Raw genomic sequence first — 17704 nt, 5'->3', positions numbered from 1 at the left:
ATGAATGGCCGGGGCTTTATGTGCCGGCCATTTTTATTGTGCCTTTGCGGCGTTTAAGACGCCGAGTCTTCGGTTTTGCGCTTACTGCAGCCGCGGCTGCGGTGGCAGCAGGTTTACGCCAGTAGAAATATGTTCTTCGGCGACGCCGTAGACGTGCAGGGTGATGGCCACATCGTTGCCGTTGTTGCCCAGGCGGTGCGTCTGTTGCAGGCCCGGGATGGCAGTGAAGATGTCACCGGGTTTGCGAGTGATTTCGCCGTTGACCGACAGAATCTGGGTGGCCGGATTCCAGTGGTAGAGCGTTTCGGACAGTTCGCCTTGCAGCACGCGATAGGCGCACCAGGTTTTGTGGCCATGCACGGGGCTGTGCTGGCCCGGGCGCCATACCAGGTAAACGACGGTAAAGCGGCCGCTCGGGTCGGCGTAGGCGATGTGGCGGCAGTAGCTGTCGGGCGAGCCGGTGCGCAGTTCCTGCGGCAGGGCGTCCAGCAGATTGTCGGCCTGTCTCAAGTGCGCAGCCATCTGCAGCAGCAGGGTCGAGGCGGCGGTCTGCTCGGCTTGATCGGTGGCGGCGCACAGGGCCTGCAGCGCGGCGTTCGGGGCGATGTCGGAGTCGGTGGCGGTCAGCATGACGGGTCGTCGCGTGAAATGGGCATCCATCTATCCTAAAGCGCCGTCCATGGAATAAATTTGCCTAATTCGGGCCGGATAGCGCCCGCAGTGAAAAAAATTTCTCCGGCGCAAAGGAACCCCCATGGATCAGACGGATTTCAAGATTCTCGGGCTTATGCAGAAGAATGCCGATCTATCGGTGGCCGAGATTGCCGAGCAGGTAAATCTCTCCGTAACACCGTGCTGGCGGCGCATCCAGAAGCTCAGGGAAGACGGAATCATCGAGCGCAACGCGGTGGTGCTCAATCCGCAGGCGCTGGGACTCAATCTCACGGTTTTCGTGTCCATCCGCACCAGCCAGCACAACGCGAAATGGACGCAGAGTCTCGTGAGCGCCGTGATGGCATTGCCCAATGTGGTGGAGTTTCACCGCATGGCGGGCGACGTGGATTATTTGCTGAAGGTGGTGGTCGAAGACATGGCGGCCTACGACCGTTTCTATCGGCGGCTGATCGCGATGGTGGATCTGCTGGACGTGAGCGCCAGTTTTTCCATGGAAGTCATCAAAAGCACCATGGAGCTGCCCCTGGGGGTGGAGTGATGCACCCGGAGCCAAGCGCGACCGATAGGGTTGCCTGAGCTTTACAGCGGAGGCAGGGGGCGGCTGCGGCGCGCGTTGTCGGTGGCTACGTAGGTCAGCGTCGCCTCGGTGACCTTGACGATCTCGGCATCCAGGCGCTGGCGCTGGGCGTAGACGTCCACCTCGACGGTGATCGAGGTATTGCCGGTCTTGACGATCCTGGCGTAGAAGCTGAGCAGATCGCCAACGAATACCGGCTGCTTGAAGACGATGGCGTTCACCGCGACGGTGGCTACTCGGCCGTCGGCGCGGCGTGCGGCCGGGACGGCGCCCGCGATGTCGAGTTGCGCCATGATCCACCCGCCGAACACGTCGCCGTGGACGTTCGAGTCGGCCGGCATGGGCATGACGCGCAGCACGGGTTGGTCGTCGGGCAAATTGACGTTGGCGGGGGGCTTGGGCATGGTCGAACTCCGATGGGATACTGCGGATTTACTTGGCCAGCCGCTTGAGCGCCAGCTGAACCCAGTAGGTCGCGCCCAGCGGCAGCAGCGCGTCGTTAAAGTCGTAGCTGCCGTTGTGCAGCATGCAAGGACCCATGCCGTGGCCTTGCGCGCGATGCTCGCCGTCGCCGTTGCCGATCCAGACGTAGCAGCCGGGCTTTTGCAGCAGCATATAGGAAAAGTCTTCGGCGCCCATGGTCGGAGTGACGTGGTCGTCGACATTGGCCTCGCCCACGATGCCGCGCATGACTTCGGCGCAAAAGGCGGTCTCTTCGGGGTCGTTGATGGTGGGCGGATAGTTGCGGGCGAAGACGAACTCGATCTGGCAGTTCATCGCGGCGGCCGTGTGTTCGGCGATCTCGCGCATGCGCCGCTCGATGAGATCGGTCATTTCGACGGTGAAGGTGCGCACTGTGCCGCGCAGCTCCGCTTCGGTGGGTATGACGTTGTCGGCGCTGCCGGCGTGGATCTGCGTGATGCTGAGCACTGCGGATTCGGCCGGATTGCGGTTGCGCGAGACGATGGTTTGCATGGATACGGCCATTTGCGCGGCCGCCATGATGGGGTCGTGGCCCAGGTGCGGCATGCCGCCGTGCGCGCCCTTGCCCTTGATGACGATAGAGAATTCGTTGGCCGCGGCCATAATGGGACCGGCCGTCACGCCGAACTGTCCCACCTTGAAGCCGGGCCAGTTGTGCATGCCGAACACCGCTTCCATGGGGAATTTGGTGAACAGGCCGTCGTCGATCATGCGCTGGGCGCCGGCGCCGCCCTCTTCGGCGGGCTGGAAGATCACATAGACCGTGCCGGCGAAATCGCGATGCTGGGCCAGATAGCGCGCCGCGCCGAGCAGCATGGCGGTATGCCCGTCGTGACCGCAGGCGTGCATCTTGCCGTCATGTCGGCTGCGATGCTCGAAGGCGTTCAGCTCCTGCATGGGCAGGGCGTCCATGTCGGCGCGCAGGCCGACGGCGCGCGGCTTGCCGGAGGCTTGCCGCAGCTTGCCTTCGATGATGCCGACCACGCCGGTGCCGCCCAGGCCGCGGTCGATGGGGATGCCCCATTCCTGCAGTTTGGCGGCGACGACGTCGGCGGTGCGGAATTCTTCGTAGGACAGTTCGGGATGCGCGTGCAGATCTCGTCGGACGCGGGCGATTTCATCCTGCCAGGCGACGATGGGTTCGATTAGCTTCATGATAGGGACGGCGTTGAAACGCGTGAAAAAGATGTCCCTTAAAGCGTAGCATCAACGGCCGGATTCGTCGCCTTGCCCGGAGCGCGCCGCATGCAGGCGGTGCGGGCGCGTAATCTGCTCAGGCTTTCCGGGGTTTGAGATGCGGCGCGATCATGGCTTCCAGCGCTTTGTGGACCTGTGGGTTGCCCGCGACCACGTCGCCGCCCTTGGGCCAGGGATCGGTGCCGTGCATGTCGGTGCAGACGCCTCCCGCTTCGCGCAGGATCAGCGTGCCCGCCGCCACGTCCCAGGGCGCCAGCCCCATTTCCCAATAGCCGTCGTAGCGGCCGCAGGCCGTCCAGGCCAGATCCAGCGCCGCCGCGCCCATGCGGCGCACGCCGCGCGTGGTATGGATGGCGTCGTGCAGCATGGGCATGTATTGCTCGGCGAAAGAGAAATCGCGGAACGGGAAACCCGTGGCCACGACGGATTCGGCCAGGCTGCCCGTACGCGAGCAGGCGATGCGCCTGCCGTTGAGCCAAGAGCCTACGCCGTAGACGCTGGTGAACAGTTCTTCGCGGCAGGGATCGTAGACGACGCCGATTACGGGCGTGTCGACCTCGATCGGCTCGTTTATCGCCATCGGCGTGCCAGGGTGCGCGATCAGCGCGATGGACACCGCGTAGTGCGGGATGCCACTGAGGTAGTTGGTCGTGCCGTCCAGCGGATCGATGTACCAGGTGGCCGGGCCGTGGGGCACGCCGCCGGTTTCTTCCGCCACGATGCCCAGGCCTGGCATGCGGGAGTGCAGCGCTTCGATGACGGCGGTTTCGGCCTCGCGGTCGGCCTGGGAGACCAGATCGTTGCGCGCTTTATGGTCGATGATCAGGTCGGCTCGATGGTGCGCGTACGATTGCAGCACGGCTGCGCCGGTGTGCGCGGCGGTCACGGCGGCGTCGATGGCCGCGCGCAGATCGAGCAATGAATGCTTGGGGTGGCTGATGTTCTGCATGCTTCCAGTGTAAGCCTGCCCTTCGTGCAGAACCGCGTCGACGCGGCGTTTGCGCGGCATGCGTGGCGCATTGCCAACGGGTTCTGATATGTTGACGCCGCTTTTTGCAACTTACTATGACTTCTTCCTACATACCCTTGCAACCCGCGGACCTGTCGCTCGACGAGGCAGGGCGCCCCTACAGCGCCGCATACGGGGATGTCTATCACTCGCGCACGGACGCGCTGGCGCAGGCCGAACAGGTGTTTCTGCGCGGCAACGATCTGCCGCGGCGCTGGCAAGGGCGCGATCGGTTTACGGTGTGCGAGACCGGTTTCGGGTTGGGGCTGAACTTTCTGGCGCTTTGGCGAGCCTGGCGCGCCGATCCGCGGCGTGCGACGCGCCTGCACGTCGTGTCGATCGAGGGGCATCCGCTCGAACGCGAGGTCTTGCGCATGGCGTGGGACCGTCATTTGCCGCAGGCACTGCGCCCATGGGCCGAGGCCTTGATCGCGCAATGGCCGCCGCGTTTGCCTGGCCTTCATCGATTGGAATTCGAGCAGGGCGCTGTCACGCTAACCCTAGCCTTCGGCGAGGCCGCGACGATCGCGCCGCGTTTGTCCGCGCGCGTGGATGCCTATTTTTTCGATGGCTTCGCACCCAGACGCAATCCGGCGATGTGGTCTCAGGACGTGCTGGGCGTCCTGGCACGCCTGGCCGCGCCCGATGCCACGCTGGCGACTTGGGCCAGCGCGGGCTATGTGCGGCGCACGCTGGTCGAGGCCGGTTTCGACGTGCGACGCGAACAGGGCTATGGCAAGCTGCACATGAGTGTGGGGACGCGCTCGGCGCGGGCCGGCGCCGGTTCCGGCCCGCCTGGCGGCGATGCAGCGTCGGCGCTGGTGGTCGGCGCAGGTCTGGCCGGCGCCGGCGTGGCCCAGGCGCTGGCGCTGCGCGGCCTTGCGGTGACGGTGCTGGCGCCGGAGAGCGATGCGGGCGCGCACCGCGGGCATTTGGCGGCCGCAATGACGCCGGTGATCGCGCGCGACGACAATTCGCGGGCACGTCTGTCGCGCGCCGGCAGCCTGCGGGCACTGCGGCGCTGGACCGGCCTGGACGCAGCGGTTCTCCGCTGCGGCACCTTGCAGCTCGAGCGCGATGCCGGGCGGGCCACAGCCTTGGCCCAGGCTTTATCCGAACTGGCTTTTCCTGCGGAGTGGGCGAGAGCGGTCGACGCCGACGAAGCAGGTCGGCTGGCGGGCCTGCCCGTGGCGCGCGGCGGCGTGTATTTTCGCGACGGCCTGCTGGTTCGGCCGGACAGGCTGGTCTCGGCGTTGCTGTCCATGCCGGGGATACGTCGCCGGACTGGCACGGTGGCCAGCATCCGCCAGGCCGGATCCCTGTGGCAGATTTGCGACCCGCAGGGCGTTGTGCTGGCCGAAACCGGGAATCTAGTGCTGGCCTGCGCCGCTCAGGCGCCGGTGGTGCTGCGCGCCTCGGGCCTGCTCGACCCATTGCCTAGGCTGGCGCAGATGCATGCCCTGGCCGGCGAGGTGACGCAGGCGCCCTCGTCCGCCCTGTGGGGCGGACCGCGTTGCATCGTGGGCGGGGAGGGCTATCTGCTGCCCGAGATCGAGGGCTGGTGCGTGGCGGGCAGCACATACGTGCACGGAGCCCAGGAATCCAGGGTGGGTGCAGCAGGGCAGCGCGTCAATCTGGACAAGGCGGCCGGGTTGCTGGGCGAGGAGGCGGGCCGGGCTCTGCGAGGCCTGCCGGCGGGCGATCTGCCGGGCTGGGCGGGCTGGCGGGCGGTGCTGCCTGGGCGGTTGCCGGCCATCGGGCCGCTGGCTCATGCGCCCGGAGTCTGGCTGGCGACCGGCTATGCCTCGCGAGGCTTGAGCTGGTCGGCGCTGGGGGGCGATTTGATCGCCGCCTGGCTATGCGGCGAGCCCTTGCCTCTGGAAACCGACCTGATCGACCAGATTTTGCCGCGTTGATCAGGAGGACGATCGAAATACGGCGTACGGATTCAGCTTGCAGGCGTGGCCGGAGAGTCCAAAAGGCATGAAAAAGGGCCTTGCCGGCCCGATTTTATGTCTGCTCGGCTCTTTCCGACCCCGATTCAGGGGGCGCCGAGTTTATTTCAAAAGCCAAATCCGTCAAAATAGAGGCTTTTAGCCTTCTGGCCCAGAACCCGAGGTCTTGCCGTGCCGCCTAAGTCCAGCTTAGTCCAACTTACCCCGCTTGAAAACGCCCAGCTGTCGACGAGCCGTCCCAGCCGCTTCGATTTCGACCTGGGGGATGGCTTATTACTGGCGGTGGAGGCCCACGCGCCGGGCGTATTCCGCCTTCGCTGCGGCGACCCGGCCCTTTTGAACGATGAGAAGGCTAGCCCGCGCATGCGTGCGTTGGCCGAAATGCTGCTGGCTCGCCAGGAGGCCGTGGGCGAAGCGACCGTGGCGCCGCGCGCGGGAGGGTGGCGCATCGAGCAGGGCGACGTGACGCTCGACCTGCAGACAGCGCCCTTGCGCATCACCTTGTCGCGCGGCGGCCACGCCGTGCTGTCGTCTGCCGGCAGCAACGCTTTCGCTCATCAGGCTCTGGGTAGCCCCGAAGACGCCTTCTGGACGGCGAGCTTCGCACTCAAGGCAGGCGAGCGCATCTACGGTCTGGGCGAAACCCCAGGCGATCTGAACCGCCGCGGCGAGGCTGTCGTGTCGGACGATCCCGCGCATCGCGCCTTGCCGCTGGCCTGGAGTCCACGCGGCTGGGGCGTCTATGCCAATACGCTGCATCGCGTCGAGCACGACCCAGGTGTCGCGCCGGCGAGTTCGACCTATCTTTTGACGATAGCCGACCCGGTGCTGGATCTTTTCCTTTTCGCTGGCGAACCCGGCGAGATCCTCAATCAATACACGGCGCTGACGGGCCGCGCCGGCCAGCCGGTGCTGTGGGCCATGGGCGCCTGGCTGCAGCAGGCGCAGGGCGAGACGCCCGAGCAGACGGCCGCCCTGGTCGAGCGCCTGCGCACCGAGCAGATTCCGCTGGATGTGGTGTCGCTCGCGTTGCCGGCGGCCTGGGGCTTTCAGTCCGACAAGTCCGCGCTCGAGTGGGATGCTCAACGTTTCCCCGATCCCAAGCAGATGTTGGCGCTGTTTCAGAAGCATCATGTGCACGTTTCCGCATCGTGTCTGCCGGCCGTGATCCAGGGCAGCATTCTGTTCGAAGAACTGGAAGACCGCGGCTGGCTGCTGGCCAAAGACGAGGGTGGCGCGCAGGTATTCGACGGATGCGCCGCCACGGGCGGCCGTGCTTACGGCCTGCTCGACCTGACGCATCGCGACGCCTACAACCTGTGGGTAGACCGCCATCGCCAGCTCATGGAAGACGGCCTGGGCGCGCCGGCCTGCAGCACGCAGATCGACATTCCCGACGGCGTGAGCGCCCGCAGCGGCGAAAGCGGCGCTGCCTTGCGTACGCAGTATCCGTTCCTGGCACGCCGCGCCCTGTTCGACGCCGTGGCGGGCCACAAGGTGCCGCCGGAAGGCGTGATTCCCAGCACCGACCTGTTCCCGGCCGCTCAGCGCCTGCCCTGGCAGACCGGGCCGCAGGTGCCCAATACCTGGGATGGCCTTGAGTACAGCCTGCGCACGTCGCTGTCCATCGGCGCCAGCGGCGTGCCGGTGCAGACGCACCATATCGGCTCGGCGACTGCCTCGCGCGAAGGCATGGACGCCGAGCTCTATGTGCGCTGGCTTGCCATGGGCGTGTTTTCCGCCAACTTCAGCTTCCAGGGGGTCGACGACCTGATGCCCTGGGCATTCGGCGCGCAGACGCTGGGGCATGCACGCACCTGGATGAACTGGCGTTACCGCCTCATTCCCTACGTGCTCGGCGCCATCGAAGACGCCGCGCGCACCGGTCTGCCGGTGCAGCGCTCCATGGCCATGTCCTTCCCCAACGACCCCGACGCACATGCCTGGGACCTGCAATATCTGCTCGGTCCTGCCCTGCTGGTGGCTCCGATCACCAAACCGGGCAGCGAGGCCAAGGTCTACCTGCCCAAGGGCGAAGCCTGGTGGGATCTGAACACGGGCCACCGCTACGAAGGCGGCACGGTCTGGACGCTGACCTGCAGCCCCGAGCAGTATCCGGTCTTCGGCCGTGAAGGCCATATGCTCTGCCTGGGTCCGCTGGCGCAGCATGCCGGCGAGTTCAACTCGGCGCGCATCCTGGACGAAGTCTGGATGTTCGGGATGCCGATGCACAACCCCGTCGTGATGCGCAACAAGATCCGGGTGATGCAGATGCAGGGATCCAGCTATATCAAAGGGCTGGAAGGCTTGCGTATCCTGCCGTCCGAAGGGCTCGAAGTTAAGCGGCGCGGTGCGGAAGTGCGGATCTCTCACGCGCGTTGATGCCGCGATCCGTCGATAGGGCGAGCATCGGAACCCCGTAGTCCTGTCGCCGGCGGTTCAAGAACCCAAAAAGCCGACGATCACATCCGCCACCCAAGGTTGAAGAAAATCGACGACCCGGGCGTGCTATAGCCTTCGACCAGCGTGTACTGCTTGTTGAACACGTTGTTCCAACGCATGCTCAGTTCGACGTTGGACGTAAGGTCGTAAGCCGCGGTGAGATTCATCAACCCATAACCGCCTACATTGCTGCCGTCGCTTTGCCGGCGTTTGCCCGACAGCACCCATTCGGCGCCCACGCGCCAGCCATCGTCGAAGCGCTTTTCGCCCGACAATCGCAGCAGGCGTCGCGTGCGCAGCGGCAGTACCTGTCCGGTTGCGTTGTTGCGCGGATCGCTCAGGTCAAGACTGGTTTTGAGCCTGACGGTGCCGAATCGTCGAGCGGCCGTCAGCGTGACGCCGGTCAGCGTTGCGCTGCCCACATTGACGGGCATATACGTGCTGTAGGGGTTGGACGTGTCTGAGAGCTGATCGACGATCAGGTTGCTGACCCGGTTGCGGTAGTACGTGATGCTGGCTTCGGTCGAGCCTTGCAGATAGCGCAGCCTGGCTTCGAAATTATGCGAACGCTCGGGCTGCAACGCGGTATTGCCGACATAGCCGCTGCCCGTGCCCGAGTTGGGCCAATACAACTCGGCCAGCGTGGGCGCCCGAAAGCCCGTGCTGCCCGTCAGCGATCCGCGTATCGACGGCGTGAAGTCATAGCCGTAGCTGATCGCGCCGGTCGTCTGGCTGCCGAAATCCGATGGCCGATCGCGGCGCAGGCTGGCCTGCAGATGGTGGGCGCCGAAAGAGCCCAAGTAGCCCAGATAATAGGCGTCGGTGGTGCGGCTCTCGCCGGGATATCCGACGAGGCTCGCAGGCGACGTGGCGCCGTCGACCACGGCGCCCGACGCCGATTGGTACAGATGATCGTAGCCGGCGGTCAGCGTCTGGTTTTGTGCCAAGGTGAAATCGTTCTGCCAGGAAAGCTGGTTTTCCCAGGTATTGAAGAAGCTCGTGCCGGGCGCGTTTTGCCACAGCGTGTCGTTCGTCGAGCGGCCCAGGCGCAACGTGCTTTTCCAGTAATCGGCCAGTTGGTTGGCGCTGACTATTGAATATCCCTGTAGCGTTTGCGTACGCTGATCGCCGAACCACGGCTGGCCCGCGTCGTAGTCGCCGTAGAGGCGAGAACGGTAGTACTGGAATTGCAGCGTCTGGCCGGGCTGCCACGCGTAGCCCAGCGAGCCGGAGAAGTCGTGTTGCGTAAAGCCGTCCTTGTCCGGGTTGTAGTTGGGATTGCCCGGCCTGTCGGCGTTGAAGCCCGTACTTTTCGCGCGGCCTATTGCCAGCGTGTAGACCCAGCCGTTGTCGTCGATGCCCGAAACGCCTGCGCTATAGCGCGTGGTGCCCCGGCTGCCCACGCCGAAATTGGTCCAGGCCGATGCGGTCTTGGGCGTATCGGGCTGGGTGATGAGATTGACGACCCCACCGATCGCGTCCGAACCATAGAGACTGCTGGCCGGGCCGCGCAGGATTTCCACGCGCTGCAGGCTGTCGGGCGGGATGGCGGCGAGCGCATTGCTGTCGATGCGCACGCCGTTTAGCAGCACCAGCGTGTCGTTGCCGCCTGCGCCGCGCATGAAGAGTCGCGTGGACGTCTGCGGCCCGCCCAACTCGATGGCGTCGATGCCGGGTTCGAGCGAGAGCAGCTCGGCCAGGCTCGCCTGCCCGGCATGGGTCAAGGGTGAAGCGGTGACGACGGATACGTCGCCGAGCACGTTGCCGGGGGCCTGTAGCGTGCGGCTGGCGATCGTCACCGCCGAAGGGTCCTGCAGCGCAGTGGTGCGCAGTATCGGCCCCTGGATCTGTTGCCGCACGACTGTGGGCGGCAGCTCGGACAGCGACGGCACCTGATTCAGCATGGACGTCGTCGGAGACGTCGCCGCCGGCGGAGCGGTCAAGAGTTGCGCGCCGGCCAGTGCGGGAAACATGCCCGCCAACAGGCCTGCGTGACGCCCGATGCGACGCAGCAACCGCATTCAGGCGACGTTCTGGATGACGCCTTTGAGCGAATCCGAGATCGACTTGATGATGGTGCTCTGGATCTGCACCAGCATGCTCCATTGGTTGATCTGCTGCTGCAACTGAAGCATCTGGGCTTGCGAGACGGTGCCGTTGTTGCTGCTGCTGCTGATGGTCTGCATCGTCTGGTTCAGCTGCGTTTCCTGCGTCTGAATAGCCGAGTAGACCGTGTTGTTGACGTTGTTGAAATTCAGCGACGCCGAAGTGGAAAGTCCGTTGAGCATGGCGAGACTCCTCAGGGGTAGGTGAACGAAGCGGGCGCCATGTCGGGCGCCTGGAGATCGACGGGTTCGGCTACGCGCTGCATGGCCAGGATTTCGCGCGCTGCGGCGGCAGCCTCGGCGGTCATGAACCAGTCGGGAAATTCTTCGCGCGACAGGCCGGCCGCGATGCGCGTGCGCAGGCGCAGTTCGAGCGCATCGACGCGCTCGAGCAGTTCGTCGCGCAGGGTCGCGCCTTGTGGCTGGGCCAGGCGGACCTTGAGATCGGTGAGGGCGGGCGTATCCATGACAAAGTGAGAATCAGCGTAGCACGATGGCCGGCCGCGGGCCGTCGAAAACCAGCCGCGTGGGCTCTACGGCGATCAGCCGGTAGCGCTTGTAGGTGCCGCCCACCAGCAGTTTATTGCCGTTGTCGAGCACGATGAAAGGCTGGGGGCCGCTGACCACCATGCGTATGCCGAAAGGAACGCTGTCGGCAAAAGGCATGTCCGTGACGGAAGGCTTGCCCAACACGGCCACGCCGAAGTGCGTGGCGTTGAACTGTTCGACGACCCCGCGCAGGGTATCGACCTGGTCGTCCGTCAGCGCGGACGTGCTGGCTTGAAGCTGATTGTCTTTCCAGGTCAGCCCCACGCTGGCGATGCCGGCGGCGGTGATGCGGCCGGCCAGATCGTCCAGCACATCGGGCGCCAGCATGACGTCGTTGCCCAGGATGGTGATGCCGGGCAGCTGCGCGTTGAGAGCGGCTATCGCTGCGCCACGCTCTTTCGCGTCGGGGGCGATGCCGCGGACGGTGAGACGGCCGTTGCCGTCGTAGCGGGCCGCATATTTCACCGGGAAGGACCGCAGCACGTCGGCGGCGGTCGCGGCGATGGTCTGTGCGACGCTCACGCGCATGGCTGGCATGGGCCAGATCTGGGTCAGCGCGGCAGACAGGGCGTCCTGCTCGGCATTGTTGCGGACCCAGCCGGAGACCTGCACCGAGCCGTCGGGCAGCAGTTCGGCGCGCAGGCGATCGGACAGGCCCAGGCGGGCAATGGCCGCGTTGACGGTGGGCAGCGTGTCCTGCGCCGTCGGCCGCGCGTTCTCGCGTGCGGCCTGTCTGGGCGCGGTGGGCAGCATCCAGGCCATGGAAATGGCCACGACCACGGCCAGCACCACGGCAGCCAGGCCCAGCAGCAAAGGCCACGCGGCGCGCTTGTCGGGTTTGGATCCCGTGGCGGCGGGGGCGGCACGCCAGGGGAGCGGCCCGGTATTCGAGGTCGTGGATCGGGCCGCGGATGCGGCGTCCCGCGCTTCGGATGCCGCCTGCGGTTCGGCAGGCTGGGCTACGCCCGCCTCGGGAACGGCGCCATCGTTGGCGGCATCGGGCAGTTTGGTCCAGGCGTCGCCGCTACGTGCCACGGTGACCCAGACCGGACCTAGCGGCAAAGCCTGATTGAAGGGCGTACGCGGTTCGCCGGTAGGCGCGCCGTCCTGGGGGGCGATATCCCAACCGTTGGGGCCGATGCGCAGCCGCGCTGCGCGCGGTCCTACGCCGGCGTCGGCCAGCACGATGTCGCAGTCCGGGTCGGCGCCCACCACCGCGCCGTCCTGAGCCGGGCAGCTCGCTTCCCGGTGCAGGCCGGAGAGCACGCGCAATTCCAGCGCGTCGGCATCGGTGCGTTGAACGGGCGTGACGGACGTGTTCACGCGGACTCCCTGGGCCGGCGGATGTGGTCGGTCATAGATCGACTCGCGCCAGCGGCTGCACGTTGATTTCCTGCGTCAACTCTTGATAGGAAAGCACGGGTAGTTCGTAAAGATCCTGCTCGATCATCTTGCGCAGATAACGCCGGATGTCCATGGAGGTGAGCAGCACGGGCTTGCGGGCCGCGGCGCTCAGGTCTCCCACGGCTTTCTTGATGTTCTCGACCAGCTTCTTGCTGGCATTGGGGTCCAGCGCGAGGTAGCTGCCGGCCGAGGTCTGGCGGATGGCGCCCCGGACGGTTTCCTCGACGTTGGGCGCCAGCAGATAGGCGGGAAGGATGTTCTGGCCGCTGGAATACTTGTAGCTGATGTGGCGCTTGAGCGAGACGCGCACGTATTCGGTGAGCAGCACCGAGTCTTTTTCTTTCTGGCCCCATTCGATCAGGGATTCGAGCACCGCGCGCAGATTGCGCACCGAGATGTCTTCCGACACCAGGCGTTGCAGGATCTCGGCGATTTTCTGCACGGGCATGACGCGCAGCGCCTCCTTGACCAGGTCGGGGTAGCGGTCTTCCATGGCGGTGAGCAAGAACCGGGTCTCCTGGATGCCGATGAAGTCCGAGGAATACTTCTTGAGAACGAAGGCCAGATGCCAGGTCAGCACCTGGTTGGCATCCATGCTGGGAATGCCGGCGCCGTCCAGCGTGGGCTTGTGCGCGAGCCCGACCCAGATCGTGGGCACGTCGGGCAGGAAACGCTTGTCGGTTTCGAAAGGAACCTGCAGGGCCTCGAGGTTCTGCTCGGAATCGCGCGCCAGCACATAGCCGGGGCGCAACCGGCCTTGCGATACAGGCACTTCGGAAAGCAGGATCCCGTAGCTTTCTTCGGGCAGGCCTTCGTTGAAACGCAGCTGGATGCCGGGGAAAGGCACGCCCAGATCGAAATACAGGGCGCGGCGGATCTTGATGAGCTCTTCGTTGAGCTGGTCGGCGTCGAAGTGTTGCTGCAGCCCCGCGGCCACGTCGATCATCAGCGGCAGGGTAGGGGCGAACTCGGCGCTGCCGTCGGTTCGGGCCTTGGGCTTGGCGGGCTGGCCGTCGGCGGCCAGTGCGGGAATCTCGGTGATGGCGCCGGTCTTCTCGTCAACCACTTTGCGCGTGCCGCGCAGCAGCACGAAGCCGATCGTGCCGACGATCAGGGCCAGCGCGAAGAAGGTCACCGTCGGCATGCCCGGGATCAGGCCCATGCCGGCAGCCACGGCGGCGGCGATCAGCAGGGCGCGCGGCTGGGCCAGCACCTGCGCGCCGATGTCCTTGCCGACGTTGGACGGGCCGCCCTCGCCCGTCTGCACGCGCGTGACGATGATGCCGGCACAGATGGCGATGAACAGCGCCGGGATCTGCGAGATCAGGCCGTCGCCGATGGTCAGGATGGAATACGTCTGCACCGCCTCGCCGGCCGTCATGCTGCGTTGCATGGTGCCGATGAGGATGCCGCCCAGCATGTTGACCGCGACGATGATCAACCCTGCGATGGCGTCGCCCTTGACGAACTTCATGGCGCCGTCCATGGCGCCGTATAGCTGACTCTCTTTTTCGACAGTGGTGCGGCGCTTGCGCGCCTCGTCCATGTCGATGGTGCCGGCGCGAAGATCGGCGTCGATCGACATCTGCTTGCCCGGCATGGCATCCAGAGAGAAGCGCGCCGCTACCTCGGCCACGCGCTCGGCGCCCTTGGTGATGACCACGAACTGCACGATGGTCAGGATCAGGAACACCACCAGGCCGACGATCAGGTTGCCGCCCACCACGAAGTTGCCGAAGGTCTGGATGATGTGGCCGGCATCGCCCTGCAGCAGGATCAGGCGCGTGGTGGCGATCGCGATGCCCAGGCGAAAGAGCGTGGTGACCAGCAGCACTGCGGGGAAGGACGAGAACGCCAAGGGCGAGGGCAGGTACATCGCCACCATCAGCAGCACGGCCGAGAGCGTCATATTGGTGCCGATGAGCACGTCCACCAGGGGCGTGGGCAGCGGCAGGATCATCATGAAGATGATGGAGACGATCACGCAAGCCAGGACGATGTCGTTGCGGCTGGTGACGGCGGCGACTGCGCGGTTGAGGACTCGTTGCATCGAAGGGCGTCAGCGGGTGGCCGGTTGTCCGGCGGCGTCGGTGGGAGCGGCTGCGGCGCGCAGGGCGACGTAGGCGCGCATGGCGGCGGCGGCTTCGGCGCGGCGGTCGAGCGCCAGCAGGGCCTGGGCGCGCACCAGGTGAAAAGGGGCGTCGACTTCGCCGCGCAGGGCTGCGCGTTCCAGCGTGGCGGCGGCGCTTTCCGGCTTGCCCGAGCGCAACTGGGCGAGCGCCAGCGACAGGCGGTGACGCGAGTCGGCCGCGCCCAGCGTTTCCAGGGCGGACAGCAGCACGGCCGCCTTTTCGGGGCGGTTGTTTTCCAGGTAGACATAAGCCAGCAATCCCAGCAGCTCGATGCTGTCGGGACTCAGGGCGGTGCGGTCGGCGGCGGCTGAAGTCATAGGCCCCATTTGGCGCTACGCGCCGTCTCTCCGAGGGGGAGGTTTTGTACCCCTGCAGCGCACATCAGGCGGCTCGGTCTGCTCATTCCCGGTGCTCATCCTTGATACAGGGCGCTGCGGTACATGGAAACCAGTTCGCGCAGGCCGGCTTCTTCCTTGAGCAGGCGCAGGGCGCGGTTCAGCGGCTTGGCGTCTTCGCCGGCGTTCTCCGCCGCGGCGGTCAACCCGGAGACGGCGTCGGAAAGCGCCTGAGAAAAACGCGCAGGCATGAGCAGCTCGCGGTTGCCGATCTGGGGCTTGAGCGCCGCGTCGAGAAACTGCTCGGTGTTGGGTTTTTCGAGGAGCTCGGCCAGCTGCGCCTTGACGCCGTCTGACGACGGCGGCAGATCCTGACGCTGAGGCAGGTGGCGTTCGCCGACTTCTTCCTTGCGGGCATAGACGATGCCGTTGATGCCGTGGTCGAAGGACAGGCTGCTGCTGACGCTGTTGCTGACGTTCAGATCCGGCATGGATGTCTCCTGGGCGCTGCGCTATTACTCAATTGCATGGCATCGGGTCACGCATCCTGGCGTATCTCGTCGAGCCAGCTCGACAGGTATTCCAGCGCCTGGCGCAGCCGCAGCGGCGTGAACTCGGGCTCCGTCACGCGGGTCAGCGCCAGCAATCGCTGGCCGCCGTCGGGCTGCTCGCGCAGCGCCGCCTGAACCGGCCATTCGCCCTGGCGGCCATGGTGCGCGCGTTTCCACGCGCGCTGCATCCACGCGCCCGCATCATAATCCAGCGGCAGGGAAACGTAGACCAGGATTTCCCTTTCAGCCAGTTCGACGCCGATCAGGCGGCCCGATTCGGTGCGCAGCACGGCCTGGCCGCGCGCATCGAAGGTGAGGTTGGGAATGCCGGCGTCTTCGCCGAACTGGCGCAGGGTGAGTTCCGGGCCGCTCATGGTGTGTTATTCCTCTTCCGCCTCGATGGCGGTGTCCAGGGCGCCCTGCAGGGCGTTCAGCAGGTTCTGCCGCGTGTCGGCGTCGGGATAAATCTGCACCGGCAGGTCGCGCAGCATGCCGCGCGTGCCGTTCAGAAAGGCGATGGTCCCCGTGGGCGACGCGAGGCCGTGATCCTGCGCCAGCTTGGTAAAACGCGACTCGGAGACCCATTTTTCGTTGGTCAGCCCGACCATGTCGCGCATCAGTCTGGTGGAATCGAGCGGCTTTTCGCCCTGTTCGGCGAGCTTGTCCGACAGTTCGCCGCAGGTCTCCAGCACGGTGGCGGCCACTTCGAGGTGGTACATGTCGGTCAGGAGCGACTGCAGACGATTGGCGTCGGAGGACGGCCTGGTAGCCGCGAGATCCTGGCCCAGGGCGCCGATCAGGGACTTCAGGCCCCGGCCCACGTCCTGCGAGCCGAAGCGCTGCAAGGCCAGGTCCAGCGTTTTGGCCAGCGAGGCCTCGCCCAGCACGATGTCGCGGTAGGTGGCCTGGAACTGTTCGACCCCGGCGGAATCGGAGGCGAATTCCCCGGCCGTCTTCAGGGTGTTCAGGCCGGCACGAATCTCTGGGCCGCTTTCGAGCTCCAGGTCGGCCAGCGCATCGCGGATGGCCTCCAGAATATCGGGATCGGCGCCGTCTTTCTCACCCTGGCGCAACGCGTATTGCAAGCCCAGGTATTGCCTGGCCGGATTGTTGCCGAAGGTTTTGCCGGCTTCCTGCCGCGGCGAGCCGCCCTCTTTGAGGAGCTTGTCGGCCAATTCGCGCAGCTTGTCCTGGGCATCGACGTCATGGGCATCGTCGAAAAACTCGACGATCTCGCCGGCATCCAGGGTTTCGAGCGCCTTTTCCGACTTGACCTTGCGCTCGGCGTGGTGCTTTTCCTCGGTCTTCTCGGCCATGTGCAGGCTGAGTTCTTCGGCCGAGTCGGTCAGGGAGACTTCGCCGGCCTGCATCCGCACGGCGCGTTCGCCCAGCATGGTGCCTTGCTGGAGCGCTTCGTCCAGCGAGTCGAAGCCTGTTTCGAGTTGCGCCGAGCCGCCGATGATGGCGCCGCTGCTGTTGATGCGAGTCATGGTCGTAACCGTAGTGCCTGGGCGCGAGGCCCGATTGCTGAAGTAGTAACGACATGCCGGGAAAAGGTTCCCCGACAGAGGGCAGGACACGGTGTGCGCGCTTCCGCCTCTTTTCGAACTAGGGAATACCCTTGGCTAATGGGCAAGAAACAGGGCGGCTAATCTTGGGGCGACCATCATGGAACCATCGGCAAGCCGGGCGTTACTTACGGGGCATGAGTCGCCGGCAACGACGGCGGCAACAAGTTCGACGGGCTGTTTTCAACACAAGTCTTCTGGAGCGAGATCATGAGCGGCATTCAAGGTTTGGGTAACATCGGCGGCATGAATCTGTCCGGCATGGACATCGAAACGGCAATGATGGCGGTGCAGTCGCAGCGCACGCAGTTGCTGGATTCGCAGCTGGCCGATCAGATCAAGGGAGTGCAGGGTCGCAACGACGCCATCTCCAAGCTCAATACGGCGATGGGCTCCGTAAGCGCCCTCCAGGGCAAGGTCAGCGGCACCGACGCGGGCAGCAAGGTGCCCGACAACGCCGAAAATAAAAAACTGATCCAGGATACCAAGAACGCATTGACCGCGGCGGGCCTGGATCCCTCCAAGTTCGATCTGACCACCAAGGGCGGTCTCGATGCGGCAGCGACCTCGATCAAGGGCACGATCGACACGCAGACCAACAGCCAGCAGATGGACATGCTGCGCCTGCAGAGCCTGTCGAACAAGCGCAACGAGGCGTTCGACGTGATGACCAACTTCGTCAAGAAGATGCAGGACAGCCGTTCGAGCATCATCGGCAACAT

17 protein-coding genes are annotated in these 17704 nt (G+C 65.4%); 4 read left to right on the top strand and 13 right to left on the bottom strand.

All coding sequences use genetic code 11. From position 1 onward, the window contains the following. Positions 1–81: 81 nt before the first annotated feature. Positions 82–630, bottom strand: a complete 549-nt coding sequence (locus ACTHJ1_RS02820) for a cysteine dioxygenase (RefSeq protein ID WP_440187360.1) — start codon at positions 628–630, stop codon at positions 82–84. A gap of 124 nt (positions 631–754) precedes the next feature. On the opposite strand from ACTHJ1_RS02820, the gene ACTHJ1_RS02815 reads away from it, so the two are divergent. Next, entirely contained in the window at positions 755–1213 is a 459-nt protein-coding gene (locus tag ACTHJ1_RS02815; protein WP_440187357.1) for an Lrp/AsnC family transcriptional regulator, read from the top strand. Between the two features lie 41 nt (positions 1214–1254). Here the strand turns inward: ACTHJ1_RS02815 and ACTHJ1_RS02810 are convergent, their stop codons facing one another. The 3 genes from ACTHJ1_RS02810 to ACTHJ1_RS02800 form a co-directional block, all read right to left on the bottom strand. Further along, positions 1255–1656 carry an acyl-CoA thioesterase gene (locus ACTHJ1_RS02810; protein WP_440187354.1) on the bottom strand — a complete coding sequence of 134 codons (402 nt, stop codon included), beginning with the start codon at positions 1654–1656 and terminating at the stop codon, positions 1255–1257. A gap of 28 nt (positions 1657–1684) precedes the next feature. After that, positions 1685–2890, bottom strand: a complete 1206-nt coding sequence (locus tag ACTHJ1_RS02805; protein WP_440187351.1) for a M20 aminoacylase family protein — start codon at positions 2888–2890, stop codon at positions 1685–1687. Positions 2891–3008: 118 nt separating this feature from the next. Next, complete coding sequence (locus tag ACTHJ1_RS02800; RefSeq protein WP_440187431.1) at positions 3009–3881, bottom strand: inositol monophosphatase family protein; 873 nt, start codon at positions 3879–3881, stop codon at positions 3009–3011. 116 nt (positions 3882–3997) lie between these two features. On the opposite strand from ACTHJ1_RS02800, the gene mnmC reads away from it, so the two are divergent. Both mnmC and ACTHJ1_RS02790 read left to right on the top strand, forming a co-directional pair. Beyond that, the gene (gene mnmC / locus ACTHJ1_RS02795; protein ID WP_440187348.1) at positions 3998–5857 is read left to right on the top strand and encodes an FAD-dependent 5-carboxymethylaminomethyl-2-thiouridine(34) oxidoreductase MnmC; all 1860 of its coding nucleotides are present in this window, start codon (positions 3998–4000) and stop codon (positions 5855–5857) included. 210 nt (positions 5858–6067) lie between these two features. Continuing rightward, positions 6068–8278 (top strand): glycoside hydrolase family 31 protein, encoded by a 2211-nt coding sequence (locus ACTHJ1_RS02790; protein WP_440187345.1) that lies wholly within the window; start codon positions 6068–6070, stop codon positions 8276–8278. Between the two features lie 80 nt (positions 8279–8358). On the opposite strand, the gene ACTHJ1_RS02785 is transcribed toward ACTHJ1_RS02790, so the two are convergent. From ACTHJ1_RS02785 to sctW, 9 genes are all read right to left on the bottom strand, one after another. Beyond that, positions 8359–10359 (bottom strand): TonB-dependent receptor domain-containing protein, encoded by a 2001-nt coding sequence (locus tag ACTHJ1_RS02785; protein ID WP_440187342.1) that lies wholly within the window; start codon positions 10357–10359, stop codon positions 8359–8361. Continuing rightward, a complete protein-coding gene (locus ACTHJ1_RS02780; protein ID WP_330917246.1) occupies positions 10360–10626 on the bottom strand; it encodes an EscF/YscF/HrpA family type III secretion system needle major subunit in 267 nt (88 codons plus the stop codon). An 11-nt stretch (positions 10627–10637) separates the two neighbouring features. Further along, positions 10638–10910 carry a hypothetical protein gene (locus tag ACTHJ1_RS02775; RefSeq protein WP_440187339.1) on the bottom strand — a complete coding sequence of 91 codons (273 nt, stop codon included), beginning with the start codon at positions 10908–10910 and terminating at the stop codon, positions 10638–10640. 13 nt (positions 10911–10923) lie between these two features. Beyond that, positions 10924–12315, bottom strand: a complete 1392-nt coding sequence (gene sctD, locus ACTHJ1_RS02770; RefSeq protein WP_440187336.1) for a type III secretion system inner membrane ring subunit SctD — start codon at positions 12313–12315, stop codon at positions 10924–10926. A gap of 31 nt (positions 12316–12346) precedes the next feature. After that, positions 12347–14446, bottom strand: coding sequence for a type III secretion system export apparatus subunit SctV (sctV, locus tag ACTHJ1_RS02765; RefSeq protein ID WP_440187333.1), 2100 nt, complete (start codon positions 14444–14446; stop codon positions 12347–12349). Positions 14447–14455: 9 nt separating this feature from the next. Beyond that, positions 14456–14845: a tetratricopeptide repeat protein gene (locus tag ACTHJ1_RS02760; RefSeq protein ID WP_440187330.1), complete on the bottom strand. Its 390-nt coding sequence runs from the start codon at positions 14843–14845 to the stop codon at positions 14456–14458. Between the two features lie 95 nt (positions 14846–14940). Further along, on the bottom strand, positions 14941–15354 hold the full coding sequence (locus ACTHJ1_RS02755; protein WP_440187328.1) for a hypothetical protein: 414 nt from the start codon (positions 15352–15354) through the stop codon (positions 14941–14943). A 47-nt stretch (positions 15355–15401) separates the two neighbouring features. Further along, a complete protein-coding gene (locus ACTHJ1_RS02750; protein ID WP_440187325.1) occupies positions 15402–15788 on the bottom strand; it encodes a hypothetical protein in 387 nt (128 codons plus the stop codon). A 6-nt stretch (positions 15789–15794) separates the two neighbouring features. Then, positions 15795–16904: a type III secretion system gatekeeper subunit SctW gene (gene sctW / locus ACTHJ1_RS02745; protein ID WP_440187322.1), complete on the bottom strand. Its 1110-nt coding sequence runs from the start codon at positions 16902–16904 to the stop codon at positions 15795–15797. A gap of 288 nt (positions 16905–17192) precedes the next feature. On the opposite strand from sctW, the gene ACTHJ1_RS02740 reads away from it, so the two are divergent. Further along, on the top strand, positions 17193–17704 hold a 512-nt coding region (locus tag ACTHJ1_RS02740), incomplete at its 3' end, for a hypothetical protein (RefSeq protein ID WP_440187319.1).

It is taken from the genome of Bordetella sp. (assembly GCF_051960075.1).
Classification (GTDB): domain Bacteria; phylum Pseudomonadota; class Gammaproteobacteria; order Burkholderiales; family Burkholderiaceae_B; genus Bordetella.
This window is presented reverse-complemented; position numbering and strand designations above follow the sequence as displayed.